Below are 25,549 nucleotides of genomic sequence, written 5' to 3'. Positions count from 1 at the left end.
ATTGCTACTGATTCACATGGGTCAACGAATCTTTAAACGGTCGGAATGCCTAGACTGAAGCATGAAATGGAAGGCAGATTGGGGACTTCGAGCCCGGATGGGCCTAACGATGTTCCTCCTGTTCGCGCTGTATATCGTGTTCATCGGAGCACTGTCTGTTGTTTTCGGAAAGGGTGCTCTTCCCCTGATACTCATCGGCATGTTCGCATTTGCGTTCAGCCAACTGTTCTTCAGCGACAAACTGGCGCTGTGGAGCATGGGTGCCCACGAAGTGAGCGAAGAAGAACGTCCGGACCTCCACGCGACGGTTAGTCGGCTCTGCCAGCAGGCCGACCTGCCGAAGCCGAAGGTCGCCGTCGCCGACACGCGCGTGCCGAACGCCTTTGCGACCGGGCGTTCGCAGAAAAACTCCGCCGTCTGCGTGACGACGGGACTTCTCCAGACGCTGAATCAGGAGGAACTGGAGGGCGTACTCGCACACGAACTCGCCCACGTCAAGAACCGCGACGTGATGGTGATGACCATCGCGTCGTTCCTCTCGACCATCGCGTTCATGATCGTCCGCTGGGGTTGGCTGTTCGGTGGCGGCGGCGGTGACAACCGGGGTAACAACCAAGTTCCCGTCTTCGTCGCCATCCTCGCGTCGCTCGCGGTGTGGATTATCAGCTACTTCCTCATCCGCGCGCTCTCGCGCTACCGCGAGTTCGCCGCCGACCGCGGCGGGGCGTCGATTACGGGCAAGCCGTCCGCGCTCGCGTCGGCCCTGCTGACCATCGACGGCGGGATGGACAGGGTTCCGAAGGAGGACCTGCGCGAGCAGTCGGAGATGAACGCGTTCTTCATCATCCCCGCGAAGGCCGGGTTCATCAGCAAACTGTTCAGCACGCACCCGAGCACCGAAGCGCGGGTCGAGCGACTCCGCGACATGGAACGCGAGATGGAGTCGTACTGACGCTACGATCGACGCTACGGCGTCTTGATGTAGGCGTATCCTTTTTTCGCCTGTAGCTTCGTGAGTTCACCGACGCCCGCGGGGACGACTTCGACGCCGGAGAGGAGGTCCGATTTCGCGTAGTTGAGCTTGTTCATGCTGTTGTGACATGCCTTGAACGTCACGCCCTTCTCCGCGAGCGATTTCACCTTCTCCGCCTCGGTGGAGTCGGTCGTGAGGAGTTTGACGCCCACGCCGTTCGCGACGAGCGCGATGGTTTCCGTGTCCGTCGAGTCGTCGTTCAACAGGTTGGCGACGTTCGCCACCGCGTGTTTCTGATACTCGTCCCCTTCACTGAAGTGAAATACTGAACTCATCGTGGTCTCCGTGGGTTCTTCCGTCCCCGTGGTTTCGTCGTCGGTCTCGGTCGTCGCTGTCGACGTCGTGGTTTCCGTCGTGGTGGCAGTGCCCTCGCTCTCGGCGGGCATGTTCGAGCACCCCGCGAGCGCGACGGCCGTGCCGACACCTGCCAGTTCGAGAAACCGGCGCCGGGAATGCGTTCCCATCGGTTTTACGGACGGCTGGAATACTCTTTATTAACTGCCACATAAACATCGCTTCCCTTTTTCCGCTCCGACTCCGTACACCTCGGTATGGGATTATTCGACGGCATCCGTGAGGTGCTCGGCATCCGTGCCGAGACGGACGCGGGACGTGCGGCCGACCCGGAGGACCTCTTCGGGATGAGTACGGCCTACGTCACCATGGAAGCTGACCTCGGCTACGAGTCGGTCGGGCAGGCAGCCCTGTGTTTCTCCGAGGTCGATAGCACCGACTTTCAGGCCGCGGTCGACGAAGTACACGCCATCCTCGACGCGGGAAAGGAGGAGACCGGAACCGAGGCGACCGCGCACGTGGACAGTCACGGCTACTCGTGGTTCGTCCTCGAAGACGACGACCCGGAGGACCTCGTGACGAGCGTCCACTTCGCGGCGGACACGTTCGTCGAGGAGGGCTACGGGTCGCGCCTCCTCGCCGCGATATTCGGGTTCGAACGCGACGGGAACTACGTCTATTGGCTGTACTCGTTTCGCCGCGGGGCGTACTACCCGTTCGCACCGCAGCGCGGCCACGAGCGCGACTCCGCCGCCGAGTTCAAACTCCGGAGCAACATGGACGGGGAACTCGAAATCGAATCCGACGAACAGTACTGGTATCCGCTCTGGCCTGACTCCTCCCACGAGCACCCGTGGGAGTAGTTCGCACGCCGACTCTTCTTCGTATCTAAAGGCTTTCCTTCCGATTCGTGAACCCCGATTCCGCCCTCCATTTTCACTTTCACTCTGCTGTTAACGGGGGTTTATATGATGAGGGGAACAAGACAGGAGTACAATGGCAGACGTAGACCTCGAAGCACTCCCCGGCGTCGGTCCAGCAACGGCAGAGAAACTCAACGAAGCGGGATTCGATTCCTATCAGAGCCTCGCCGTCGCGAGTCCCGGCGAACTCAGCAACACCGCCGACGTCGGCGAGAGCACGTCCGCCGACATCATTCAGGCCGCCCGAAAGGAAGCCGATATCGGCGGGTTCGAAACCGGCTCTCAGGTGCTCGAACGACGTGAGCGAATCGGCAAGCTCAGCTGGCAGATCGACGAGGTGGACGAACTCCTCGGCGGCGGCGTCGAGACGCAGTCCATCACCGAAGTGTACGGTGAGTTCGGCTCGGGGAAGTCCCAGATCACCCACCAGCTTTCCGTGAACGTCCAGTTGCCGTCCGAGCAGGGCGGCCTGCACGGCAGCGTCATCTTCATCGACTCCGAAGACACGTTCCGTCCTGAGCGTATCGACGACATGGTTCGCGGCCTGCCGGACGAGGCCATTCAGGCCACGATGGACGACCGCGAAATCGAGGGCTCGCCGGACGACGACGAGGCGATGGACGAACTCATTGCCGACATACTGGAAAAGATTCACGTGGCGAAGGCGTTCAACTCCAACCACCAGATGCTCCTCGCGGAGAAGGCACAGGAACTCGCGGGCGAACACGAGGACGGCGACTGGCCCGTCCGACTGGTCTGTATCGACAGCCTCACGGCCCACTTCCGCGCCGAGTACGTCGGCCGTGGACAGCTCGCCACTCGCCAGCAGAAACTCAACAAGCACCTGCACGACATCGACAAGGTCGGCAACCTGTACAACACCGCAGTCGTGGTGACGAATCAGGTTTCGTCCAACCCCGACTCGTTCTTCGGCGACCCGACTCAACCCATCGGTGGGAACATCCTCGGACACAAGTCGACGTTCCGCATGTACCTCCGCAAATCGAAGGGTGACAAGCGTATCGTTCGACTCGTGGACGCGCCGAACCTCGCGGACGGCGAAGCGGTCATGCGCGTTCAGGACGGCGGTCTGAAGCCGGAATAGACGGCCGTACCGTCATCCGACCGCGACTTTTATTCTCCTTCGATTTCGCTCTTCAAAATCCGGACAGCGTCTACCGCATCTGCTCTTCCGATCGGGTACCGGTCCCCGATTCGACTACTTCCCGTGGATCCTCCTCGTCGATGGATTCCTCCGATACCGTTTCCGTTCCCGTTTCGGACCCGTCCATACGGTAGCCGACGACGACTGCCGCAAGCGACCCGACGATGGCGATGTAGGCACCGTACGCGAAATCTATCGACACCGCGTCTTGGAATATGTTGCCCTGCATCCGGGTATCGTACTGGTCGATGGAATCGTAGATGTTCGCCGTCGTCCCGAGGACGAGCAAGAGGAGGAGGATTCCGCCGATCAACCACACCAATCGCTCCTGTCGTTTCTCCAGAAACGGGGTCGAAATCGCGATTCCGACGGCGAGAACGAACATGACGATACCCAAATCCATCTTCATACCCGTGACCTGTGCGCTGAACAGTCCGGAAACGCTGACCCACGGAAGGAAAAGCGACAGGGCGACGAGGCCGGGCCATACCATTCGCAGTTCGGCTGATTCTCGCAACTGTTCGACCGTGATTTCGTCGTTTGTCATCCGTTAGAACTCCTGAGCGGAAACGGGACGTGTTTTCACTCGTTCGTGATGAGTCCGACTGGTTATATAAATCTTCGAGATGGTCGCGGGAATTCCGATTCGTATCCCCGTTGTGACTGCTCGTTTCGGTATCGGCACGGAAAATCGGATTCGAACGGATCGAAATAAGTCGTCCCCACCGACGGACGTGGCCGGTTATTCGGTCGTCGTCTGTCCGTCGTCCTTCTCGCCCTCGTAAATCTCCGCTCCGTCCTGCACGACCTTCTCGGCCAGCACGGCGCACTTGACACGCATCGGGCTGATTTCGACGCCGAGCATGTCGATAACGTCGTCGCGGTCCATCGCCTCCACCTCGTCGAGCGTCATGCCGGGAAGCTTCTGTGAGAGCATGCTGGCGCTGGCTTGGCTGATGGCACAACCGTCGCCGCGGAACGCGACGCGTTCGATGGTTTCGCCGTCGTCTTCGAGGGAAACGTCGAACTCCAGTTCGTCGCCACAGGACGGATTGACCCCCTCGTGGCTGAACTGGGCGTCGGCCAACTCCCCGTAGTTTCGCGGGTTCCGATAGTGGTCGAGAATCTGCTGCCGGTACATGTCCGAACCCATGCTCATAGTTGAATCCGAATAGGAGAGAGTCACCTAAAAGGATTCCGACGATTCGGCCCCTGTCGCCGTCGTGAGACCGTGCTTCTCGGCGTCTAACTCGTCGGCCTTCGCGATGTTCCGGAGCAACGGGTGTGCGAGCCAACAGAACGCGATGCAGAGGAATCCGAACCCCGCAGTCGTCATGACCGGCATCGTTCCGAGGGCGTCTCCGCCGATGCCGCCGAGGAGGGACCCGAGCGGCATCGCTCCCACGGACGCACTCGACAGGACCGAAGAGACGCGGCCCATGAGTTCTTCGGGGACGACGGACTGTATCATCGCCGCGAAGATGACGTTCGTCGCGCCGACCGGAATCCACGCGAGGAAAAACAGGGCCATCGTGGCCGAAAACCAACCGATGAGGACCGCGGCGAGCCACGTGATGCCGCTGAAGACGAACCCGCCGATGCTCAGTTTGGCGAGCGAAAACCGCTTGAGCGGCGTCGCGGCGAGCGACCCGACGAGCATCCCGCCGACCACCGTGGCGAGGAGGAACCCGTACGCGTCCGACCCGCCGTTGGCCTGTGCGTAGGCGGGCAACACCGCGAGGGTGCTGCCGATGGTGGCGTTGACGACGAGGCTCCCGGCGAGGACCCAGACGAGGACCGACCCGCGGACGTACCCGATTCCGTCGCGGAGTTGGGTGCGATACTCCCCGATGGCGGCGCTGAGACCGTCGGTTTGGCCGGCATCGGACTCTGTATCTGACTCTGTCTCCGTGTCGAACTCGGACTCGAATTCAGATTCAGATTCAGATTCGGATTCGGATTCGGACTCGGCAGGCGGGATTCGAACGCCGAGGAAGACCAGCGTCGCGGCGAGGAAGGTCACGGAATCGAGGACGTAGAGCGCGATCGCGCCGACCAGCGCGACGACGATGCCGCCGAGCGCGGTGAAGGCGAAATCGACGCCTTGATAGGCGAACGAGAACGCCGAGTTGGCCTCCACGAGGTCGTCTTTCTCGACGACGCGGGGGAGGGCGGCCTGCTGTGCTGGGTAGACGAACTGGTTGATGAGCGAGAGCAGGGGCATCACGACGAGGACGACCCAGACGGAGAGCCACCCCATCACGTACGCGGCGGGAACGCAGAGGACGAGGAGACCTTCCGCGACTTGCGTGACGACCAGAATCCGCCGGAGTTGCCAGCGGTCGACCAACGGCCCGGCGAGGAACTGGAGCGTCTGCGGAAGCATGGTGAGAAACCCCGCGAGACCCGTGTAAAACGACGACCCGCCGAGTTCGAAGGCGAGCCACATCGCCGCGACGGCGTACGCGCTGTCCCCCGCATTCGTTATCAACCGACCGATAAACAGGCGACGGAACGTCCGATTCCCGAATAGAGAGCGCATGAAACGAGACAGGAGTGGGAGCCAAATATATGATTCCAGAACTACATTTCTGTTGTAAAAACGACCGAAATCCGGTTCTGTTGGCGATTAGTCATTCGACACTGACTGCCAGTTCCTCGTCGACCGTTAGCGTGAGTTCGTCGCCGTCGAGCGTAACCGTACACGCCGCCACCAGTGGCTCTTCGGAGAGTATCGTGGCGTTCTCCGGTCGGGGCCATTCGAGTTCCCACACGGGGTCTTTCGTGAGATCGATGCCGTGGTCGTAGTGGAACGCGATGATCGCCGGATGTTGCAGGAGGTACGTTCCGACGTTGCCGGTCGCATAATCCCCGCAGCGCTCACAGCGAAACTCGATGCCCACCTCCTGTTTTTCGTCGAAGTACTCGGATTCGGTGACGAGCGACCCGACCGTTTTCCCCGAGCAGTTCAGACAGACGCCGTCCGCCATCAGCGAAAACACGTTGCGGAGCCACCGCTCGAACGTTCGCCGTAGCTCCGACTCGTCGCGTCCCTCGAACGCGCCCGGCGGCAACCCGAACGTCGAGCGGTTGCGCTCGCACGTCTCACAGCGAACCGTAACCGTCTCCTCTTCGTACTCCGCGATGAGTTCCGTTCCGCAGTCAGGACAGTACGCGTCGAGTTCGAACGTCTCGGCTTCGGCGCGTTGGGTGTAGGTCCCCGAGAAAATCGCGCCCATGATTCGGAACCCCGCGTAGGTGAGTTCGTACTTTCCTTCCTTTCCCCGGACGAACAGGCCGACCAGTTTGTTCAGATGGTAGTTGAACTGCCCGCTGTCTCGAATCCCCACTCGGTCGTGCAGTTCCGAGAACGAAAGCGGGTCGTCCGCGTCCCACAGGGCTTGTATGATATCGATTCGCGTGTCGTTGCCGAGGAGGGAGAAGGCGTCTTCGGGGGACAAATCCCGTTCGTCCGCGTCCATGCCCGGTGATGGACGGGACGTGTGAAATAGCTTTCAACTCGTGTCCGTCTCCCGATACCACACGTTCGTCTCCATACCCACCGTCGGCCGCCTCAGCACGTCAGTGGCCGCCTCAGCGGTCGCCCGCGGCCTCGCCTTCGAACTGCTCGATGAACGTCTCGACGAACTCCCGGCGCTCCTCGGCCAACCGTCGTCCCGCGTCGGTGTACATCCGTTCCGGGAGTCGGAGTATCTTCTTGTGGAAGTGGTTCACCGACGTCGCACCCGCCCGCGTCTCGTCGGCGTCGATCGGTACGGCGGGGTCGTGCATGGGTTGGCCGCGTTCCGCACCGTAGCAGAAGACGCGACCGATTCCGACCGCACCGAGCGCGTCGAGGTTGTCGGCGTCGGAGAGCAGTTTCGCTTCCAGCGTCTCGGCGTCCACGTCGTTCGAGAACCGATGCGCCCGGATGCAGTGCTGGACTGCGCCGATTTCCGCATCCGTCACGTCGAACCCGCTCCCGCCGAGGAGGCGGGCCGCTTCCTCCGCGCCCCACTCGGAATGGTCGTCGATTTCGCCGCGGTCCTCGCGTCCGCGGCCGACATCGTGCAACCACACCGCGGAAAACAGGATTCGCTCGTCGGGGTCGTACTCCTCGGCGAGCGTTTCGGCGAGGGCGGCCACCCGCTGGACGTGATGCCAGTCGTGTGCAGGTGCGACGTTTTCGAAGTAGGATTTCGCCCGGGGTCGGACCGCCTCCGGAAGGGTTTCCGCCATGTTTGTCCCTACCGCTACTGGTAGCGACGATGCCATGTAGTCGTCGCTTTCGATTCCCACTGACGGGATCACATCGCGTCTTCGAGTTCCGCTCGAAGGGGAGTGACGTCCCACTGCTCGTCGTAGCGTTCCCCGTTGATGAAGAACGTGGGTGTCCCGATAACGCCGCTCTGAGCGCCCGAGACGATGTCGTCGTGAACTCGGTCACGGTAGACGTGTCGTTCGAGTTCGTCGTCGAACCGAGCGAGGTCGAGGTCGAGAGCCGCGGCGTTATCCCGTAGCTCGGTCCCCGTTATCTCGCTCGGATGCTCGAAGAGCAGGTCGTGCATCTCCCAAAATTTCCCCTGTGCCGCCGCCGCTTCCGCCGCTTCTGCCGCCTCTTCCGCACGCGGATGCAGCTGTGAAAGCGGGAAATGCCGAAAGACGAACCGCACTTGGTCGTCCATCGTTCGTCGCAGTTCTTTCACCGCCTGATGTGCGCCTTCACAGTACGAGCATTCGTAATCACCGTATTCGACGAGTGTGACGGGTGCACCATCATCCCCGTCGACGTGATCGTTCTGATTTACCGGCACAGCAAGCTGAGAAACGCGTGATTGGCTCATTCATTCCCCCACATAGAACTACCGTCACCATCGGTCATAGACCTATCCTATCGAAGGATTCGACGATCGACTCCAAACTCCTCGAAAACGAAACCGACGCTTACTGGGCGAACAACTGCCGGGCGTCGTCCACGGCGTCGACGAGTTTGTCGATTTCCTCGCGCGTGTTGTAGATGTAGAAGGAGGCCCGCGCGGAGGCCGCGATGCCGAGTTTGTCGTGGAGCGGTTGCGTACAGTGGTCGCCCGCGCGGATGGCCACGGCGTGGTCGTTGAGGATGCTGGAGAGGTCGTGGGCGTGGACGCCGTCCACGTTGAACGAGACGAGTCCGCCGCGGTCGTCGCCCGGCGGGCCGTAGATCTCCACGTCGCCCTCCTCGGTCAGGCGGTCGTAGGCGTACTCGGCGAGTCGCTCCTCGTGGCGCTGCACGCGCTCCATGCCGATATCCTCCAGATAGTCCACGGCGGCCGCGAGTCCGACTCCCTGTGCGATGTTCGGCGTTCCGGCCTCGAACTTCCACGGCAGGTCCTCCCACGTCGAGTCGTCGTAGGTGACCTTCCGAATCATGTCGCCGCCGAAGAGGTACGGTTCCATCTCTTCGAGGATGTGTTCCTTGCCGTACAGGCCGCCGATGCCGGTCGGGCCGACCATCTTGTGACCCGAGAAGGCGTAGAAGTCGGCGTCGATGGACTGCACGTCCACCGGCCGGTTCGGGACGGCCTGTGCGCCGTCCACGAAGATGTAGGCGTCGTGGTCGTGTGCGATGTCGGCGAGTTCGCCGACGGGGTTCGCCGTCCCGAGCGTGTTCGAGACGTGGACGACGCTGACCATCTTCGTATCGTCCGTGATCATCTCTTCTGCGGCCTCCATGTCGAGGTAGCCGTCCTCGGTCACGGGGATGTACTTCACGTCCGCGCCGGTCTTCTTCCCGAGTTGCTGCCACGTCACGAGCGACGCGTGATGTTCCATCTCCGAGAGGACGACTTCGTCGCCGGGGCCGAGTTCGTTGAGTCCCCACGCGTAGGCGACGAGGTTCTCGGCTTCGGTCGTGTTCTTCGTGAACACCATCTCCTCGCGTCCGTTCGCGCCGATGAACTCGGCGAGTTTGTCGTGAGCCTCCTCGTAGGCGATGGAGGCCTCCTGACTCAACTGGTGGATGCCGCGGTGGACGTTCGCGTTGTAGTTCCGGTAGTAGTCGCTGATGCTCTCGATGACGGCTTCCGGCGTCTGCGTGGTCGCCGCGTTATCGAGGTACACCACTTGATTCCCGTTGAACTCCCGCTGGAGGATGGGGAACTCCTCGCGGATACGCGCCACGTCCAGCGCATCGGATTGTTGTGGCTCCATTGTGTACGAATTGGGTTTCGAGTGGGAACACTTCTTCGGTCTGGGAGAACCGAAACCGAAATCGGTTACGTCCGGGGCGATGCGGATTAAGGACCTTTGGCCCCTCGTTTTTCGTATGGTCTCCAAACGACGACTCGGCGCGAGCATGATCTTTCTCGCCCTCGCGTTCGTCGGCGTCTTTCACGCGTTCGTCTCCGTCGCTTTCCACACCGGACTGCTGTCAGTTGCTATCGGAACGATAGTCGGGTCGGTGCTGTGTCTGGTCGCGGTGAACGTCCCGGCGTATCTCGATTAGTGAAATCGTTATCCAACTGCCGATTCTGTCAATTCAGTACCTATAACTGTCCGGTTTACTACCGTTCGGTTATGTCCGACGTCGTGTTGACGAAACGAAAGATAAAACCGGGAAAGACGGAACAACTGAAGGAGTGGATGGCCGAAATCCGTCGACGTGAGGACGAAGCCATCGAGACGTACGAGAACGAGGGGATGTACAGCGAGTCCGCCTTCATTGAGCGAACCGACAACGGTGATTTTCTGGTGTACTACATGGAGTCCGAGGACGCGCACAAAGCATACGATGCCTATACGGATTCGACCCACGAAATCGACAGGAAACACAAGAAGGTGATGGCGGAGACGCTCGAAGACGAACGAAACGTCGGTGAGTACGAACTGCTGTACCATCTCACCGCCCCGAACCGTCCGTGAATGCTCCGCCCGCGGGCGCACGTTCGCAAAATCACATCCGCAAGAACTGTGCGTGCCGGGTCGAATCCAGTTCGAGGACGTTCGCCTCGTCCACGAACCCGGCGTCGACTGCCAGCGCCACGGCGTCGGCACCGACGATGTTCGCCACGTCCGCACGGTTGAGACTGTTGACGATTTCGTCCTCGTCGACCTCGTCGCCGCCGTAGAACTCCTCGGTGACGGTGAACGTCAACTCGTCCGTCTCGAACGTCTCCCCGAGTACGTCGGTGTCACAGACCGCGACCAACAGACCCTCTCCGGTGTCGCGCTCCTTGAGTATCATTCCTGAATCAGTTCTTCCTCCGCCTCCCGACGCATCTCTTCTGCTTCTTCGGCCAACTTCTCCGCCTCTTCGTCCTCGCCCAGTTCCTCCAACGCGCGGGCCTTCTCCTCGATGACCTGTGCGTTCCGGAAGCCGAGGCGGATCGCGTTGTCGAAGCAGTTCACGGCGTCCTCAACGAGGCCGCGTTCGAGGAGGAAGAATCCGCGGTTGAACCACGCCTGCGGGAACCGCTGATCGATTTCGACGGCGCGCTCGGAGTGTTCGAGCGCCTGTTCGGTTCGCCCGGACTCCCAGAGCGCGTAGGCGAGGTTCGTCTCCGCCGTCGCTGCGTGTTCGCTGTCGTCGTCGATGTGGAGCGCTTCGCGGTACGCGCCGATGGCCGCGTCCCACTCTTCGAGTTCGGCGTGGGCGACGCCCTTGTTGGTCCACGCTTCCTGTGCGTCGAGGGTATCCTCGTCGGCGAATCGGGCCGCCCGCTCGAACGTCTCGGTCGCCTGTTCGAAGCGGTTGATCTGCATGTAGCTCAAGCCGACTTCCATGAGGTCGGCGACGGACACCCTGTCCCGCGGAATCGCCTGCTGGTCGAGGAGGTCGGTGACGACGCGGGAGTCGACCGGGTCCACCTCGTCCGGGTTCACTTCGAGTTCGGGCGGGTCTAGGTCGAACTCGTCGTACGGGTCGCCGAAGCCTTCTCCCTCGGAGAACTTGTGACTTCGCTCGTCGGTCATTACCCGCCGATTGGAGCGGCGCACTGTTAAGGTCTGCGCACGTGACTCGTCGAGCCCATTCGTTTCGAAATATCCAAAAACCGCCCGAAGAAGCTTCTACATCAGGGTTTCGTTCGTCGACCGGTGATAAAGGGGCATTTCGTCGTGTCAGTCTGGACTACCAACCTTTATAAACCTTAAATACGTCATTTAAGTCGCGCTATGACCGACCCCAAGGAAACCATCAACATTGAAAACGTGGTCGCCTCGACGGGCATCGGGCAGGAACTCGACCTTCAAAGTGTCGCTATGGACTTGGAGGGCGCGGATTACGACCCCGAGCAGTTCCCCGGTCTCGTCTACCGTACCCAGAATCCCAAATCGGCCGCACTCATCTTCCGCTCCGGCAAAATCGTCTGTACCGGCGCGAAGAGCACCGCGGACGTACACGAGAGTCTCGAAATCGTCTTCGACAAGCTTCGCGAACTCAACATTCAGGTCAACGACGACCCCGAAATCGTCGTCCAGAACATCGTCACGAGCGCGGACCTCGGACGCAACCTGAACCTCAACGCCATCGCCATCGGTCTCGGTCTGGAGAACATCGAGTACGAACCCGAGCAGTTCCCCGGCCTCGTTTATCGTCTCGATGAACCCGAAGTCGTCGCCCTTCTGTTCGGCTCCGGCAAACTCGTCATCACCGGCGGCAAGAAGCCCGAGGACGCCGAACAGGCCGTCGATAAAATCACCGACCGCCTCGAAGAACTCGGTCTGCTGGAATAACGTCTCCTCTCTTTCCTTTCGCGGTTTTCGACCCCGGAGTAACATCGCCATACACAAGCCGATTCGCTCCCGAACCACGGGTATGGCACTGCTGGGTGACTTGACGCCGCTCGTCGGAACGTACCTCCTGCTGGCGGGGTTCCTCTCGGTGACGGGGTTCATCGCCGCGCGAAACGTCCTCGGGAGCGTCCCGTTCAGGCGCGCCCTCGTCATCGGCCCGCCGATAGCCGCCCTGCCGTTTCTCCTCCAACAGTACTTCCCGCCGCTCGTGATCCTCATCGCCCTCGCGCTGGACCTCTCGCTCTTCCACGTCGTCTTCCGCCTGAAGTGGCGCACCGCCGGGTTCGTCACCTTCATCCACGTCGTCGTCACCATGCTTGGCGGCATCGTCATCGGCGGGCTCTTCTATCTCATCTCAATCGGGCCGCCGTCGCCGCAGTGACCCCCCGAGAAAGCATTTATCTTCGAACTTCCTTCCAAACGGTATGGACCTCCCCCGCCGTTTCGAACAGGTCGGCATCGTCGTCGGGAGCGTGCTGATGGTAACGTTTCCGTTCTCTTTCCTCTGGACCTTCCTCCCCCACGGATACGGGTGGCTGAACGGCCTGCTGTTGTACGTGCCCGGATTCGTCGTCGGCGTGCTCGTCGCGCTCCGGAAGCTCCCGGTGTCGTACGGACAAGTTTGGCTGTTCTCCATCGTCAGTTGGCTGGCAACCTACGCTCTCTGGTGGGTTCTCGGAGCCGCAGACATCACGGAAAACCAACCGACGCTACTCGGCGCGTGGGTCGTCGCCCTTCTCGTCGGCGCGGCGGTCGTGTGGGCGAAGCCACGCTTGCGACTCCGACGGAGCGGGGCGTAGATGGGGGAGTTCGCCGATGAGATGGGGAAATTCGCCGACCTCTTCTGGTATTACGTCGGTGCCGGTGCGGTGTTCACCCCGCTACTCTTCATCGAATCCGGACGTGGATACGGTAGTTCGCTGTACGACCTCTCGCTCGGAGCGACGATTCTGATGACCTGCCTCTGTCTGTACTGTCGTCCGGAAAAACCGAAACGCGTCGCGCTGTTCGGCCTGCTCACCGTCCTCGGAATCTCGGTTCTCGGCATCCTCACCGGCACCGAGGGCGTTCGAGCGCCCGATCCGACGCTCGCCAAATGGGCCGCTGGAATGCTGTTCGCGTTCCTCGTCGTGCGGTTTCAGATCGACAAAAAACTTCGTGCGGCGATTCCTCACCGCTCGTAGCGAACGAAATCGAACTCGCCGCGCTCGTCGCGTTCGACTTCGTGCCACTCTTCTCCGTTCCATTCTGGAAAGCGGGTGTCGCCGTCGTACGCCTCGTGAATCTCGGTGAGCAACAGTTCGTCGGCGTGCGGAAGGAACTGCTCGTACACCGTCGCGCCGCCGGTGACGAACGCGACGTCGTCCAGTTTTTCGACCTCGGTCATCGCTTCCTCGACGCTGTGGACGAGGACGACTTCGTCGGGCAGGTCGGGGTTCGACCGACTCAACACGACGTTCGTCCGGCCCGGCAGCGGCCCGTCCAGTCGCCCCGCGATGCTCTCGTAGGTCGTCCGACCCATGATGACCGGATGGCCCATCGTGGTCTCCTTGAAGTGGCGCATGTCCTCCGAGTAGTGCCACGGCATGCCGCCGTCGCGGCCGATGACGCCGTTTTCGGCGACCGCCGCGATGCAGACGAAGCGGGTCATTCGGCCACGCTGAATTTGATGCCGGGATGGGCGTCGTACTCCCGGAGCGTGATGTCGTCGTAGGTCAACTCGTCGATGGAATCCGCCGTAATCTCGATTTCTGGACGGGATTTGGGGGTCCGCGAGAGTTGGGTCAGCAGGCCCGGAACGTGGTCCATCGCCTCCGTCTCCTCCTCGGGTGCTTCGGATTCGAGCCATTCGCGGACCTCCTCGTACTCGGACTTTTGGGTGACGCCGGCGAGGCGCGTCCGGAGTTCTTCGAGGTTGTCGCGGTACCACTCGCCGCGCTCGCCCTCGCCGCAGTAGACGTGTGCGTCCACGATGGTGTGGGCGAATTTGCCGACCTCAAATCCGGTTTGTCGGGCGAGTACAGTTGCCATGAGGGCGTAGGCCGCGATGTTGAACGGGATTCCGAGCGCCACGTCGCCCGAGCGCTGGGTGAGATGGAGGTTGAGGGTGTCGCCCTGCACGTTGACGACGAACGTGTAGTGACACGGCGGGAGCGTCGAAACGGTCGCGTTCGCGGGATGCCACGCCGAGACGACGAACCGGCGGGAGTTCGGGTTCTCGTTCAGGCCGTCGATGACGTATCGGATCTGGTCGAACGTTCCGTCCTCGTTCATCCAGCGGTGGTCCGCTTCGGGCCACGATTCGCCCGGAAGCCCCTCCTTGGGAACCGGGAATCGTCGCCAGAATCGACCGTAGGCCGTGTCGAGGGTGCCGTCCTCGTCGGCCCACTCGTCCCAGATGCCGGTCTTTTCGCGGAGGTTGCGGACGTGTTCCTCGCCGGAGAGATACCAGAGGAGTTCGTGGAGCATCGAGTCCCAGCGAAACCCGTCCATCCGCTTCGTGGTCAGGAGCGGGAACCCCTCGCGCAGGTCCACCTCGTAGTGCTGGCTGAAGGTCGAAATCGTGTCCACGCCGGTTCGATTGGGCTTGTACGTCCCGTCCCGGAGGACGTCCTCGACGAGTCCGAGGTACTGCTTCATGGGTGGGTGTTCCCGCCCAACGATATATAAAAGACCCTCTCGATGACTCGATTCCTCAGTCTATCAGTCTGACAACACTACCACGTACCGCGTCAGCGACCGATGAACGCGACGCTCGAACTCGTCTTCGACGTTCCATCCCGCGTTCCTCGCTTCACCCGCCCACGAGCGGTCGCCGACGACGACGGCGCGGGAGGCGACCCGGTGCGCCTCCGCGAGCGCACCCGAAACGAGGTCGTCGAGGTCGAGGTTGGCTATCTTCGACTGGCGGCCGTAGGGCGCGTCGAACACCACGCCGTCGATGGTGTCGTCCGCGAGCGGCAGGTGGGTCGCGTCGCCGCGAACCGTGGCCGCGTCGGCGTCCGGTGCGTAGCGAGCGAGGTTCCTCGCCGCGCCGCGAACCATCTTGTCCTGTGCGTCGGCCCCGAGCGGTCGGGCACCGACCAGCGCCGCCTCGATGAGGACGCCGCCCGTCCCGCACATCGGGTCGAGAACCGTCGTTCCCTCCCTCGCTCCCGCGATGTTCACCAGCGCGCGGGCGAGGAGCGGGTCCATGCTCCCCGGTTGGAAGAACGGCCGGTCGGTCGGCCGGCGCGTTCCGTAGTCGCGCACGCTCTCGACTGCGGTCCATCCCAGCGCGCAGACGCCCCCCGAGAACGTCGCTCGGAGTTCGTGGTCGGGGTCGTCCAAATCGACCGCGAAGCCGCGGTCGACGAGGACCTGCCCCAACTCGCGCTCGGCCTGCTGGGTGCTGATGTCGGCCGTCTCGCGGACCGTCCGTGCGCGCACCGCGACGGTCCCCTCGCGGTCCATCGGCGCGGCGGAAAGCAACGCCCGCGCGCTCGCCACGTCTGCATCGGTCGTCCCGACCAGTTCGTTCGCCCGGTGGGTGTACGCGAGGGTGGAAACGCGCTCCGTGACAGTCGCCGCCCGCGCGATACCGGGCGCGAGGAGTTCGACCCCGGTCGCCGCGCTCGCCGCTTCGCACGCCGCGAATTCGTCGTCTTGTCCGCCGAGTTCCAGTACGTACACGAGTGATATCTCCGTCGTCCGGTTTCGTTCGAGGGGAGTAGTGCCGTCGTCTTGGGGATTCCGAATCGCACGTCGAAACGGTCCGTTTCCGAAATCGAGACCGCTACTGCTTACTCGACGGTGTTTTCACGACTGTCACGACCGCTTTTGACGCCGATTCTGTGACCCCAACTGCTAGGGACCATGACCGCAACCGCATGCGGAAGGGTGGTCGGAACCGCACGACCACCCTTCCTCGGCGTCCCCATGCCTCCCCGGAACTCGTGTGCCTCGCCGACCGCTGGCTCGGCACACTCGTCGCGCGTCCCGAAAGCGGTCGTGTCGCCACTCTCGGATGGTGGTTTCGAAAAAATTCGAGGTCGATTACTCCTCTTCTTCGTCGCCGAGAAGCCGTTCGACCATCCGTTCGGGGTCGAACTGCTCGATGTCGTCGTAGCCCTGTCCGGTTCCGAGGAACAGGATGGGTTTGCCCGTGACGTGGGAGATGGAAATCGCGGCACCGCCCTTCGAGTCAGCGTCGGCCTTCGTCAGAATCGTGCCGTCGATTTCGGCGGCGTCGTCGAACTCCTTCGCGCGCTGGACCGCGTCCTGTCCGGCCACGGCCTCGTCAACGAAGAGGGTCATGTCCGGGTCCACGACGCGCCCTATCTTCTCCAACTGGTCCATCAGGCCCTCGCTGGTGTGCAGGCGACCCGCGGTGTCGCCCAGCACGATGTCGATGTCGTGGGCGTCGGCGTACTCCACCGCGTCGTAGATGACGGCGGCGGGGTCGCCGCCCTGTTCGTGGGCGATGAGTTTCGTGTCGAGTGCGTCGGCGTGCTCTCGAATCTGCTGGTTCGCGCCGGCACGGTAGGTGTCGCCGTTCGCCATCACGGAGGAGTAACCGCGCTCCTCGAAGTACCGCGATAGCTTGGCGATGCTCGTCGTCTTCCCGACGCCGTTGACGCCGGTGAAGATGATGACGAGCGGTTTGTCGGCCTCGGCGACGCGCTTGTCGAAGTCGAACTGCCCGACGCTGATGACCGACAGCAGGGAGTCACGTAGTGCGTCCTCGACGACGTCGCCCGTTTCGGCGTTGAACTTGCGAGTCGCGCCGACGAGGTCGTTGCGGATGCCTTCGAGCATCTCGCCGGCGACGCTCATCTCCACGTCGCTTTCGAGGAGCGCCATTTCGAGTTCCCAGAGCGGGTCTTCGACGTCCTGCTCCTCGATGATGATCTCACCGCGGGCGAACGACCTCGCCTTCTGCGTGAATCCGCCCCGCCCGTTGCTGGACTCTTCGTCCTCCGACTCGGAGTCGTCGTCGGCTGTCTCCGCCGATTCGGGCTCCGGTTCGGTTCTCGTTTCCGTCTCGGTCTCCGCGGGTTCCGTTTCGGCCGTCTCCTCGACCGCGTCAGCCTCGGCTTCGTCGGCCTCTTCGGCCTTCTCTTCGGCCTTCTCTTCGGTCGTCTCTTCGACGTCCTTACGGAACCCGCTCAGCTTATCCTTCAGACTGTCGAACATCCGCGGTTACTCGTCCTCGTCTTCCTGCTGTTGCATCTGCTGCATCTGCTGTTGCATCTGCTGTTGTTGCATCTGCTGTGCCTTCTGCTCCAACTGGTCGCTTTCCGCTTCGACCTCACCGATCTCCTCCTGCAGGTCGGCGATCTGGTCGTCCAGAAGGTCCTTGCGGCTCTTGAGCGAGGCGACGGCGCCCTCTTGGTCGCGTTCCGCGGCGTAGCCGCCGCCGAGTTCGACGACGATTTCGTCGATGTCCTCGACGTTCGCGCGGATGAACGCGCCGCCGCCGAGCGGAACTTGCACGGTGGAATCGGTGTCGAGCGTCTCGATGGCCTCGATGGCCTCGTCGACTTCGCCCTTCTCGCCGCGAAGGTCTTCGACTTCGCCGTTCAGTTCTTCCTTCTCGGCTTCCAACTGCTGGAGCTGCTGTTGCATCTGCTGCATCTGCTGATTGCCGCCGCCCATCATTGTGCTCCACGCTCCGTTCCGCGAGTAATCGTGCTCATGTCCACACGTGCGTGAGCAAGCGGGAAGAATGTTGCTAACTCGGACCGAAAAACCGATAGGCCGAAAATCAGTCGATGTAGCCCAGTGCGTCCTCGATACGGCCGAGTTCGGGGCCGGTCGTCTCCTGCCCGACCACGTAGCCGTGGGCGTTGGCGAGGAGTCCCGACCCGACCAGCGGACCACCGTAGTTGATGGTGCCGATGTCGGCCGGGACGCCGAGGACTTCCTCGATGGCATCGAGTTCCGAGTCGGTGGCTTTCGGGTGGCAGAGAACGCCGCGGTTCGTCGCCACACCGGCCGTTCCGACCGTTTGAACGCCGGCGATGGTGCCGCGTTCGACCGGAACGTCGAGCCCGTCCGAAACCGCTTGCACGGCCTCCCGAGGGAGGTCCGGGTGGACGTACGCCCCGGTATCGTTCGCGAGGACGACGTTTCCGGCGGCGTTGATACGCCCCGGGAACTCCGTGAGCGGAACGTCCACGACGTCCTCGATTCGCTCGCGCTCGTGGTCGGTGGTCCGACTGCTGACGAGCAGTCCGTTTTCGTTGCCCACCACGAGCGCGCCGACGGTGGACGATCCACCGAGCGTCGTTCCGACGGCGTCGACTTCCAACTCCGTTCGGAGGGAGTCGACCAGTTCGTCGTCCAAATCCGGACGGACGAGGAGATACTCGTCAGTCACGCGTGCGAAGACGCCGACATACGCCGAGCCGTTGAACGCGGTACGAAGCACCGCTCTACTCTTCGTATTCCGCCTCGACGACGGATTCGCCCTCTTCTTCGAAGCGGGCGGCGTGAACACGGAGCTTTCGCGGCGGGTTCTTCTGGCCGCGCGACCAGATAGCCTCGTTGATGGAGGGGTCGAGACGCACGTCGTCCTCGTCCACCTTGAAGTGCTGGGCGAGATGCCCGCGCACCAATTTCATCGCCTTGTTCGCTCGTTTGTGCTTTGCCTCCGCCGTCACGTCTCGGAGCGGAACCGTCACGACTCGCTCCTCGAAATCACTTGCGCTCATTATTCGTCAGTGTCGCTACGCCGCCAGCTGCGGCGCTTCGGGTTTCGCATTACGTCGCGGTCCGTCTTCATGATGACCCACGCAGGGATGCGGCTGTTCTGCCGTTCCAGCTTGGCCAGTCGCTTCTTCTTGGCCTTCGACTTCTTGCCCATAGTGGTTGCCACTTTTCCGCCGTCGCATAAAATCTTGTTCCTTTCAAACGGCCTCACAGGGGGAACGCCGCAACGGTCGAATAGCTCGGGCCGTCCGCGCCGAGTTCGCTTTTCGTCAGTCGAACCTCCTCGACCTCCATCTTCCCGACCGTCGGTTCGAGTTCGCGGACGTTCCGTTGGACCAGTTCCTTCCCGCCTGCGTGTTGCATTCTGGCGATGGTGACGTGCGGAACGAAGTCGTTCTCGTCGGGCGAGAAGCCGAGGTCGTACAGGCGCGATTCGACGGCATCGTTGAGGAGCGTCATCTCCTCCGCGCCATCCCCCACGCCGATCCACAGGACCCGGATGTACTCCGTATTCGGGAACACGCCCACGCCCTCGATTTCCGCCTCGAAGGGTCCGAAGTCGATGTCGTCCTCGACGGCCGCTCGGAGCGCGTCCTCGATTTCGGGCAGGCGGTCTTCGTCCACCTCGCCGAGGAACGAGAGCGTCACGTGGGCCTGTTTCGGGTCGGTAAACGAGAGGCCGTCGGCGTCGCGGAACCGGTCTTGAACGCCTTCGACGCTCTCCGCGAGGTCGTCGGGCAGGTCGATGCTCACGAACAGTCGCATACGCGACCCTTCGTCGCCGGTGGGCTTGAACGTTGACGCCCCGATACCGGGACAGACCCTCCGTAACGCGGTGGACCTCACTGTAGGGGAAGAGGATTTATGCGCTCCATTTCCTATCGTTTACACGTGGACTCCCCGTTCAGCGTTCTCGGACTCGATTCGGATGCGGATGACGAGGAAGTCGTCGAGGCCTACCGACGACGGATAAAGGAAGCCCACCCGGACCACGGTGGGTCTCACCGCGAGTTCCAGCGGGTCCGAGCCGCGTATCAAGCGATTCAGGCGGGAGACGTCGGTGGCGAGGACGACGAGGAAACCACCGACACCGAAGACGTCGAGGAGCGAGCGCGAGACCGCAGACCGAAGTACCCCGTGGTCGAGTTCCTCAACTATGAGGTCATCGACGATTACGGATGGAGCGTGGACGACGACAGACTGTTCGAGAAGGCCGCTGCGGTGGGACTCGACGACGAAGATTTCGGGGAGTTTCGCGTCCGTCCCAACGAAACGCTCCTCGAAGCGGCCGAAAACAGGGGATACGAGTGGCCCTTTGCCTGCCGCGGCGGCGCGTGTGCGAACTGTGCGGTGGCGGTCGTCGAGGGCGAGATGAGCATGCCCTCGAATCACGTCCTCTCGTCCGAGATGATGGACCGCGGGATCCGACTCTCCTGTCTCGGCGCGCCCGTCACGGACCACATGCAGGTCATCTACAACATCAAACACCTGCCGGGCTTGGATGAACTCCGATTGCCGCCACAGCAGTTCGGGCAGGTTCGGTCCAGCGATTGACGCCCGACGGACTAGAAAAAGGCTTTAAACGACTACGAACCCAAGGGAGCACAACGATGGTGCTCGATGATCTCGGCAGCTCTCTTCGCGGCTCACTCGACAAACTGAGTGGGAAATCACGCGTCAGCGAAGACGATGTCGAGGAAATTGTGAAGGAAATTCAGCGTTCCCTCCTCCAAGCCGACGTGGACGTGAGTCTCGTCATGGACCTGTCCTCGTCCATCAAGGAGCGCGCGCTGGAGGAAGAACCGCCGGGCGGGACGACGGCCCGCGACCACGTCCTCAGTATCGTCTACGAGGAACTCGTCGGCCTCGTCGGCGAGAGTACGGAACTCCCGCTCGAAAACCAGACCATCCTCCTCGCCGGGTTGCAGGGGTCGGGGAAGACGACCACCGCCGCCAAGATGGCGTGGTGGTTCTCGAAGAAGGGGCTTCGCCCCGCCGTCATCCAGACGGACACCTTCCGGCCCGGCGCGTACGACCAGGCAAAGGAGATGTGTTCGCGCGCGGAAGTCGACTTCTACGGCGACCCGGACAACGAGGATCCGGTGGACATCGCGCGAAAGGGCCTCGAAGAGACGGCCGACGCCGACATCCACATCGTGGACACGGCGGGCCGCCACGCGCTCGAAGACGACCTCATCGACGAAATCGAGGAGATAGAGTCGGTCGTAGACCCCGACCGAAACCTGCTCGTTCTCGACGCCGCTATCGGGCAGGGTGCGAAGGACCAAGCCCAGCAGTTCGACACCTCCATCGGCATCGACGGCGTCGTCATCACGAAACTCGACGGGACGGCGAAAGGTGGCGGCGCGCTGACGGCGGTCAACGAGACGGACTCGTCCATCGCCTTCCTCGGGTCCGGTGAGACGGTCCAAGACGTGGAACGGTTCGAACCCAATGGCTTCATCTCGCGGCTGCTCGGGATGGGCGATCTGAAACAACTCACCGAGCGCGTCGAACGCGCAATGTCCGAGACGGAGGAGGAAGAGGACTGGGACCCCGAGGACATGATGAAGGGTCAGTTCACCCTGACCGACATGCGCCATCAGATGAACGCCATGAACAAGATGGGGCCGCTCGACCAGGTCATGGACATGATTCCCGGGTTCGGCGGCGGAATCATGGACGAACTGCCGGACGACGCGATGGACGTGACGAAGGACCGGATGCGGAGTTTCGAGATCATCATGGACTCGATGACGGACAAGGAACTCGAAAACCCGCGTTCCATCGGCGCGAGTCAGATTCGCCGCATCGCTCGCGGGAGCGGACAGGACGAGGAGCGAATCCGCGAACTGCTCCAGCAGCACAAGATGATGGCCCAGACCCTCAAGCAATTCCAAGGGATGGGACAGGGCGGCGACATGGAGCGGATGATGAAGAAGATGCAGGGCGGTGGCGGTGGCGGCGGTGGCGGTATGGGCGGCATGGGCCCGTTCGGATAACCGCCTTTTCGTTCGATTTCGTCGGATACGATGTCTCGCCGCAAGTGAAACCGCAACACACCGCTTTTTTGTCCCGTGCCACCTTTCACAGCAGTAGATGACCGTCCGGGAAGTCGCCGCCGAGGCATACCGAGAGGCCCTCCCTGCGCTTGCGGCGAGCATGGTCGGCGGCCTGTTCGCGGGCGTCGTTCTCGGCGGGATGCGCGCCGAACTCCGCCAAATTCCGGGGTTGTTGGTTCTCGTCCCCGCGCTGCTGGCTACCCGCGGGAACGTCTACGGGTCCCTCGGCGCGCGTCTCGCGTCCGGCCTCCATCAGGGGCTGGTCGAACCGTCGTTCGTTCCGGACGACGAACGGGTATGGGCGGCGATCGTAGCCTCGCTGGCGAACGGCATCCTCGCCAGTCTGTTCGCGTCGGTGGCCGCGTTCGTGATTCTCAAAGCCCTCTCGGACTCCGTCGCGCCGCTTCCGACCCTTCTCGCGATCGCGCTCATCGCGGGACTGTTGTCGGGCGTAGCGCTGACGGTTGCCGTCGTCCTCGTCGTCTTTGCGGGGTATCGCCGCGGGCAAAACCCGGACACGCTCGTCGGTCCGCTCGTGACGACGACGGGCGACGTGTTCGGCATCTCGTTTCTCCTGCTCGCCGTCCGAATCGTCGTCGCGCTCGGGGGCGGCTAGATGCCGACGCGCTGGACGATTCGGTCCATCATGCGAGCGATGCTCCCGGTGTTGCTCGCGCTAACGATGGTCGAAATCGGAAGCGGACTCGTCCTCGGATCGTTCGAGAGCACCCTGTTACAGTATCCGACGTTGCTCGCGTTGGTGCCCGTGACCATCGGAACGGCGGGTAACCTCGGGAGCATTCTCGCCGCGCGACTCTCCACCGCGTTTCACCTCGGGACGCTCTCGTTCGGACGTGAAGACGAGGTGCTCACCGGAAACGCCGTCGCCACTATTCTCCTCGCGGTCACGATTTTCCCGGTGGTCGGATTCGGTGCGTGGACGTTGACGTGGGTCATCGGCGGGACGAAACTCGGATTGCCCATCGTCGTCCTCGTCTCGCTGGTCAGCGGCATCGTGCTGGCGTTCGTCGCGATACTCGTGACGCTCGTCGCCACGTACGTCGCCTACCGGTTCGAGTTGGACCCCGACGACGTCGTGATTCCGGTCGTGACGAACGCCTGTGACGTGCTGGGCGTCATCGTCCTGTTCGTCGTGGTGCAACTACTGGTCTGAAAAACGAGCCGATTACCGCTCGTCGTCGGCCTCTATCGGCTTTCCGTCCTTTGTCTGCGGTGCGACGTAATCCACGAACTCCTTGACGGTCGGGTCGTCGACCCGCATTCGAACGTGGAGTTCGCCGAGTTCGTCCGGGTTGCCGACGGCGAAGTTGACCACGCCCTGAAACGCGGCCTGTTTTTTCAGGTCGAACGAAAGCGTGTTCCCCTCCCGCCCCGAGAAGAACTCGCCCCGCGCCGTGTCGAGGATTTCCTGTCGATGGAGGAGTTCCGAGAAGTGTTCGACGCTGTGGGCCTCGGCGACGAGCTCTTCGCCGTCCGATTCCACTTCCGCACCGGGAAAGACGTTCTCGATTGCGTCCTCGATTCGCGCCGCTATCTCCGTGCCGTTTACCGGTGCCGTAATCCGGATATCGACGCTGTAAATCATGCGTTCTCCTCCGATTCTACGTTCTCAAGGCCCGAAACTCCGGCTTCGAGGAGCGCGCGAATTCGACGACGAAACCCGTCGAGCGTCCCGGTGTTGTCGATGACGGCGTCGGACCGCGCCATCGCACGGTCGAGACCGAACCCGAGTTCCCGTTCGTCGCGTTCTCGCAGTCGCGCTTCGTCGGCATCGGAGTGGTCGCGCCCCCGCTCGCTCAATCGGTCCGCGCGAACGTCGAACGGCGCTTCGATGCTCACCAGCACGAAATCGTCGCCGAAGGCGTCCTCGAACCGCTCGACTTCGACGCCCGACCGAATCCCGTCGACGAGGACGGTGTCGCTCGCCGTCAGTGCCTCATCTATCTGCGGGAGAGATGCCTGTGCGATGGCGTCCGGGCCGTTCTCCTCCCGGAGCGCCTTGGCGATTTCGCCGTGGTGTTTCGCCGGGTCGAGACCGCGCTTGCGACACGCCGCGCGGATGACGTCGCCCATCGTGACGACCGGGATGTCCATCTCCTCGGCGACGGTGGCGGCCTCGCCTTTGCCGCTCCCCGGAAGGCCGACGGTTCCGATTACTCGCATCGGTTTGATTTTCTCGTGAACCGTGCTTAAGGGCTGTGTTTGCGGGGAGGAATCCCACCTTCTTATGAAGGTTCGCCGATAATGCTGTACCGAGGGCACGTAGCTCAGTCTGGATAGAGCGTCGGACTTCTAATCCGACGGCCGTGGGTTCGAATCCCATCGTGCTCGTGAACCTTTTGCTGCGCTCACTTCGTTCGCTGGCAAAACGTTCATGAAAAGCTCTGCGTCACCCCCTTCGGGGGTTCCTTGGCCTGCTCGCTTACGCTCGCAGTTCTATCTCTAGCGACTACCGCTACCGCTACCGAAGACGAGAGACGAGCACAGGATTCGAATCCCATCGTGCTCGCTCGACTTCGGTTACGCTCGTCTCGCTCGCACGATGGAGTCACCCTCGCTACACTCGCGTGACTCCCATCGTACTCGTCAACCTTTTGCTGTCGTTCGAAAGAGCAAAGCTCTTTCGCGATGACGAAAATCTCCGATTTTCGAACCACGCTTGCTCGTTCTCGTTCGCTCCTTTCAGTCGCTCACGAGAACGTCGCTCGCAGTTCGATTTTTGAGACTCCCGAGCGCAGAAACCGGCCCAGTATCCAGTCGAAAGCCCATCATCGAAAAAGCAGGTCACGAACCGAGGAGGAGGCCGGGAGGGCTATCCGTCGTGGCGTCGTGGCTTAGTCGAGCATGGAGTACGAAATCACGAACCAGCCAGCGTTCGCCGAACTCGTACTGACACTGGACGCGGGCGAGGAGATTCGGGCCGAGTCGGGGTCGCTGGTCAGCCATTCGGCGACGGTGGACGTTCCCTCGGATACGACACCGGCGCTCGAACGCTCCGTTTCCGATGGGAACGCGGCGTTTTCGACCACGTTTGCCACGAACAACCCCGGGATGGTCAGGCTCGCGCCGCCGTTTCCGGGCGATATCTTTCATTACGAACTCCGCGACGAGACGCTGTACGTCCAGTCGTGTTCGTTTCTCGCGGCGGAACCCGGTATCGACTTCGACGCGCCGTTAGACGAGGGGGAGACGTTCATGGAGTGCTCCGGCGACTTCCTCCTCGAACTCTCGGGCGCGGGACTCGCGTTCCTCTCCAGTTACGGGGCCGTGTCGGTCGTCAGCCTCGACCCCGGAGAGACGTACCTCGTGGACACCGGACACGTCGTCGCGTTCGAGGGGTCGGTGGAGTTCGAGGTGACGCGGTCCGATAGCGTCCAGTCGTCGACGGGCGGCAGGGGCGGCCTCCTCTGTGAACTCGAAGGGCCGGGGACGATCTGGACGCAGTCCCGAAGTCCGGTGGCGCTCCTCAGGTGGCTTCTCCCGAACGTGCCGAGCGACGAGTGAATCCGAAGTTGCTTGCTCGAACGTTCCCGATTCGGTCGGGGTAGCTAACAGGCGGTTGACGACAAGTGGCGGAATTTGCGCG

The 25,549-nt window shown here is 62.3% G+C and carries 35 protein-coding genes and 1 tRNA gene; 15 read left to right on the top strand and 21 right to left on the bottom strand.

Translation table 11 applies throughout. The features are described 5' to 3' along the window. Window positions 1-61 precede the first annotated feature (61 nt). The gene (gene htpX, locus LJF34_RS14430) at window positions 62-952 is read left to right on the top strand and encodes a zinc metalloprotease HtpX (RefSeq protein ID WP_231185786.1); all 891 of its coding nucleotides are present in this window, start codon (window positions 62-64) and stop codon (window positions 950-952) included. Between the two features lie 14 nt (window positions 953-966). On the opposite strand, the gene LJF34_RS14425 is transcribed toward htpX, so the two are convergent. Next, window positions 967-1,497, bottom strand: coding sequence for a DsrE family protein (locus LJF34_RS14425; protein WP_231185784.1), 531 nt, complete (start codon window positions 1,495-1,497; stop codon window positions 967-969). Window positions 1,498-1,584: 87 nt separating this feature from the next. Between LJF34_RS14425 and LJF34_RS14420 the strand changes: the two genes are divergently transcribed. Both LJF34_RS14420 and radA read left to right on the top strand, forming a co-directional pair. Further along, window positions 1,585-2,190 carry a hypothetical protein gene (locus LJF34_RS14420; protein WP_231185782.1) on the top strand — a complete coding sequence of 202 codons (606 nt, stop codon included), beginning with the start codon at window positions 1,585-1,587 and terminating at the stop codon, window positions 2,188-2,190. A gap of 133 nt (window positions 2,191-2,323) precedes the next feature. Continuing rightward, on the top strand, window positions 2,324-3,355 hold the full coding sequence (radA, locus tag LJF34_RS14415) for a DNA repair and recombination protein RadA (RefSeq protein WP_231185780.1): 1,032 nt from the start codon (window positions 2,324-2,326) through the stop codon (window positions 3,353-3,355). A 70-nt stretch (window positions 3,356-3,425) separates the two neighbouring features. Here the strand turns inward: radA and LJF34_RS14410 are convergent, their stop codons facing one another. From LJF34_RS14410 to LJF34_RS14380, 7 genes are all read right to left on the bottom strand, one after another. Further along, on the bottom strand, window positions 3,426-3,962 hold the full coding sequence (locus LJF34_RS14410) for a hypothetical protein (protein ID WP_231185778.1): 537 nt from the start codon (window positions 3,960-3,962) through the stop codon (window positions 3,426-3,428). A 195-nt stretch (window positions 3,963-4,157) separates the two neighbouring features. After that, on the bottom strand, window positions 4,158-4,574 hold the full coding sequence (locus LJF34_RS14405; protein WP_231185776.1) for an iron-sulfur cluster assembly scaffold protein: 417 nt from the start codon (window positions 4,572-4,574) through the stop codon (window positions 4,158-4,160). 27 nt (window positions 4,575-4,601) lie between these two features. Continuing rightward, complete coding sequence (locus tag LJF34_RS14400; protein ID WP_231185774.1) at window positions 4,602-5,957, bottom strand: MFS transporter; 1,356 nt, start codon at window positions 5,955-5,957, stop codon at window positions 4,602-4,604. Between the two features lie 91 nt (window positions 5,958-6,048). Further along, on the bottom strand, window positions 6,049-6,897 hold the full coding sequence (locus LJF34_RS14395) for a helix-turn-helix domain-containing protein (protein WP_231185772.1): 849 nt from the start codon (window positions 6,895-6,897) through the stop codon (window positions 6,049-6,051). A gap of 112 nt (window positions 6,898-7,009) precedes the next feature. After that, window positions 7,010-7,654: an HD domain-containing protein gene (locus tag LJF34_RS14390; RefSeq protein WP_231185770.1), complete on the bottom strand. Its 645-nt coding sequence runs from the start codon at window positions 7,652-7,654 to the stop codon at window positions 7,010-7,012. A gap of 68 nt (window positions 7,655-7,722) precedes the next feature. Next, a complete protein-coding gene (locus tag LJF34_RS14385) occupies window positions 7,723-8,259 on the bottom strand; it encodes a DsbA family protein (RefSeq protein WP_231185768.1) in 537 nt (178 codons plus the stop codon). A gap of 100 nt (window positions 8,260-8,359) precedes the next feature. Next, complete coding sequence (locus LJF34_RS14380) at window positions 8,360-9,604, bottom strand: cysteine desulfurase (RefSeq protein ID WP_231185766.1); 1,245 nt, start codon at window positions 9,602-9,604, stop codon at window positions 8,360-8,362. Between the two features lie 115 nt (window positions 9,605-9,719). Between LJF34_RS14380 and LJF34_RS14375 the strand changes: the two genes are divergently transcribed. Together LJF34_RS14375 and LJF34_RS14370 are read left to right on the top strand one after the other, a co-directional pair. Beyond that, complete coding sequence (locus tag LJF34_RS14375) at window positions 9,720-9,899, top strand: hypothetical protein (protein ID WP_231185764.1); 180 nt, start codon at window positions 9,720-9,722, stop codon at window positions 9,897-9,899. Window positions 9,900-9,970: 71 nt separating this feature from the next. Then, window positions 9,971-10,315, top strand: a complete 345-nt coding sequence (locus LJF34_RS14370; protein WP_231185762.1) for a DUF6176 family protein — start codon at window positions 9,971-9,973, stop codon at window positions 10,313-10,315. A 31-nt stretch (window positions 10,316-10,346) separates the two neighbouring features. Here the strand turns inward: LJF34_RS14370 and LJF34_RS14365 are convergent, their stop codons facing one another. Together LJF34_RS14365 and LJF34_RS14360 are read right to left on the bottom strand one after the other, a co-directional pair. Further along, a complete protein-coding gene (locus tag LJF34_RS14365) occupies window positions 10,347-10,637 on the bottom strand; it encodes a DUF424 family protein (protein ID WP_231185760.1) in 291 nt (96 codons plus the stop codon). Next, the gene (locus tag LJF34_RS14360; protein ID WP_231185759.1) at window positions 10,634-11,365 is read right to left on the bottom strand and encodes a tetratricopeptide repeat protein; all 732 of its coding nucleotides are present in this window, start codon (window positions 11,363-11,365) and stop codon (window positions 10,634-10,636) included. Before LJF34_RS14360 ends, LJF34_RS14365 begins: the two co-directional genes overlap by 4 nt. Window positions 11,366-11,566: 201 nt before the next feature. Here LJF34_RS14360 and LJF34_RS14355 point away from each other — a divergent pair, with 201 nt between their 5' ends. The 4 genes from LJF34_RS14355 (at window position 11,567) to LJF34_RS14340 (ending at window position 13,371) form a co-directional block, all read left to right on the top strand. Further along, window positions 11,567-12,127, top strand: coding sequence for a TATA-box-binding protein (locus LJF34_RS14355; protein ID WP_231185757.1), 561 nt, complete (start codon window positions 11,567-11,569; stop codon window positions 12,125-12,127). Window positions 12,128-12,209: 82 nt separating this feature from the next. Continuing rightward, window positions 12,210-12,569, top strand: a complete 360-nt coding sequence (locus LJF34_RS14350; protein WP_231185755.1) for a hypothetical protein — start codon at window positions 12,210-12,212, stop codon at window positions 12,567-12,569. Window positions 12,570-12,612: 43 nt separating this feature from the next. After that, the gene (locus tag LJF34_RS14345; protein WP_231185753.1) at window positions 12,613-12,987 is read left to right on the top strand and encodes a hypothetical protein; all 375 of its coding nucleotides are present in this window, start codon (window positions 12,613-12,615) and stop codon (window positions 12,985-12,987) included. Further along, window positions 12,988-13,371 (top strand): hypothetical protein, encoded by a 384-nt coding sequence (locus LJF34_RS14340; RefSeq protein WP_231185751.1) that lies wholly within the window; start codon window positions 12,988-12,990, stop codon window positions 13,369-13,371. It abuts the gene before it with no gap. On the opposite strand, the gene LJF34_RS14335 is transcribed toward LJF34_RS14340, so the two are convergent. From LJF34_RS14335 to thpR, 9 genes are all read right to left on the bottom strand, one after another. Continuing rightward, the gene (locus tag LJF34_RS14335) at window positions 13,359-13,838 is read right to left on the bottom strand and encodes a dihydrofolate reductase (protein WP_231185749.1); all 480 of its coding nucleotides are present in this window, start codon (window positions 13,836-13,838) and stop codon (window positions 13,359-13,361) included. The two genes, LJF34_RS14340 and LJF34_RS14335, sit on opposite strands and share 13 nt — an antisense overlap. Further along, window positions 13,835-14,827, bottom strand: a complete 993-nt coding sequence (gene thyA, locus LJF34_RS14330; protein ID WP_231185747.1) for a thymidylate synthase — start codon at window positions 14,825-14,827, stop codon at window positions 13,835-13,837. The genes LJF34_RS14335 and thyA overlap by 4 nt, the downstream gene beginning before the upstream one ends. Window positions 14,828-14,890: 63 nt before the next feature. Further along, window positions 14,891-15,859 (bottom strand): methyltransferase domain-containing protein, encoded by a 969-nt coding sequence (locus LJF34_RS14325; RefSeq protein ID WP_231185745.1) that lies wholly within the window; start codon window positions 15,857-15,859, stop codon window positions 14,891-14,893. A 363-nt stretch (window positions 15,860-16,222) separates the two neighbouring features. Continuing rightward, the gene (gene ftsY, locus LJF34_RS14320) at window positions 16,223-17,362 is read right to left on the bottom strand and encodes a signal recognition particle-docking protein FtsY (RefSeq protein WP_231185743.1); all 1,140 of its coding nucleotides are present in this window, start codon (window positions 17,360-17,362) and stop codon (window positions 16,223-16,225) included. A 6-nt stretch (window positions 17,363-17,368) separates the two neighbouring features. Beyond that, window positions 17,369-17,827 (bottom strand): prefoldin subunit alpha, encoded by a 459-nt coding sequence (gene pfdA / locus LJF34_RS14315; RefSeq protein ID WP_231185741.1) that lies wholly within the window; start codon window positions 17,825-17,827, stop codon window positions 17,369-17,371. Window positions 17,828-17,933: 106 nt separating this feature from the next. Further along, a complete protein-coding gene (locus LJF34_RS14310; protein WP_231185739.1) occupies window positions 17,934-18,599 on the bottom strand; it encodes a translation initiation factor IF-6 in 666 nt (221 codons plus the stop codon). A gap of 4 nt (window positions 18,600-18,603) precedes the next feature. Then, a complete protein-coding gene (locus LJF34_RS14305) occupies window positions 18,604-18,882 on the bottom strand; it encodes a 50S ribosomal protein L31e (protein WP_231185738.1) in 279 nt (92 codons plus the stop codon). After that, window positions 18,882-19,034: a 50S ribosomal protein L39e gene (locus tag LJF34_RS14300; RefSeq protein WP_026177798.1), complete on the bottom strand. Its 153-nt coding sequence runs from the start codon at window positions 19,032-19,034 to the stop codon at window positions 18,882-18,884. The genes LJF34_RS14305 and LJF34_RS14300 overlap by 1 nt, the downstream gene beginning before the upstream one ends. A 53-nt stretch (window positions 19,035-19,087) precedes the next feature. Continuing rightward, on the bottom strand, window positions 19,088-19,645 hold the full coding sequence (gene thpR / locus LJF34_RS14295; RefSeq protein WP_231185736.1) for an RNA 2',3'-cyclic phosphodiesterase: 558 nt from the start codon (window positions 19,643-19,645) through the stop codon (window positions 19,088-19,090). Between the two features lie 126 nt (window positions 19,646-19,771). On the opposite strand from thpR, the gene fer reads away from it, so the two are divergent. From fer to LJF34_RS14275, 4 genes are all read left to right on the top strand, one after another. Next, a complete protein-coding gene (gene fer / locus LJF34_RS14290; RefSeq protein ID WP_231185734.1) occupies window positions 19,772-20,434 on the top strand; it encodes a ferredoxin Fer in 663 nt (220 codons plus the stop codon). Window positions 20,435-20,490: 56 nt separating this feature from the next. Then, window positions 20,491-21,882, top strand: a complete 1,392-nt coding sequence (locus LJF34_RS14285) for a signal recognition particle protein Srp54 (protein WP_231185732.1) — start codon at window positions 20,491-20,493, stop codon at window positions 21,880-21,882. Between the two features lie 97 nt (window positions 21,883-21,979). Beyond that, a complete protein-coding gene (locus LJF34_RS14280) occupies window positions 21,980-22,558 on the top strand; it encodes a magnesium transporter (protein ID WP_231185730.1) in 579 nt (192 codons plus the stop codon). Beyond that, the gene (locus tag LJF34_RS14275; protein ID WP_231185727.1) at window positions 22,559-23,116 is read left to right on the top strand and encodes a magnesium transporter; all 558 of its coding nucleotides are present in this window, start codon (window positions 22,559-22,561) and stop codon (window positions 23,114-23,116) included. It abuts the gene before it with no gap. 12 nt (window positions 23,117-23,128) lie between these two features. Here LJF34_RS14275 and LJF34_RS14270 read toward each other — a convergent pair whose 3' ends face one another. Both LJF34_RS14270 and LJF34_RS14265 read right to left on the bottom strand, forming a co-directional pair. After that, window positions 23,129-23,548 carry an RNA-binding domain-containing protein gene (locus LJF34_RS14270; protein ID WP_231185725.1) on the bottom strand — a complete coding sequence of 140 codons (420 nt, stop codon included), beginning with the start codon at window positions 23,546-23,548 and terminating at the stop codon, window positions 23,129-23,131. Further along, on the bottom strand, window positions 23,545-24,126 hold the full coding sequence (locus LJF34_RS14265; protein WP_231185723.1) for an AAA family ATPase: 582 nt from the start codon (window positions 24,124-24,126) through the stop codon (window positions 23,545-23,547). Before LJF34_RS14265 ends, LJF34_RS14270 begins: the two co-directional genes overlap by 4 nt. A 93-nt stretch (window positions 24,127-24,219) precedes the next feature. Here LJF34_RS14265 and LJF34_RS14260 point away from each other — a divergent pair. After that, window positions 24,220-24,294, top strand: a tRNA-Arg gene (locus tag LJF34_RS14260). A gap of 513 nt (window positions 24,295-24,807) precedes the next feature. Then, window positions 24,808-25,467, top strand: a complete 660-nt coding sequence (locus LJF34_RS14255) for a TIGR00266 family protein (RefSeq protein WP_231185721.1) — start codon at window positions 24,808-24,810, stop codon at window positions 25,465-25,467. Window positions 25,468-25,549 lie beyond the last annotated feature (82 nt).

Source organism: Haladaptatus sp. DYF46 (assembly GCF_021083305.1).
Classification (GTDB): Archaea; Halobacteriota; Halobacteria; order Halobacteriales; family Haladaptataceae; genus Haladaptatus.
This window is presented reverse-complemented; position numbering and strand designations above follow the sequence as displayed.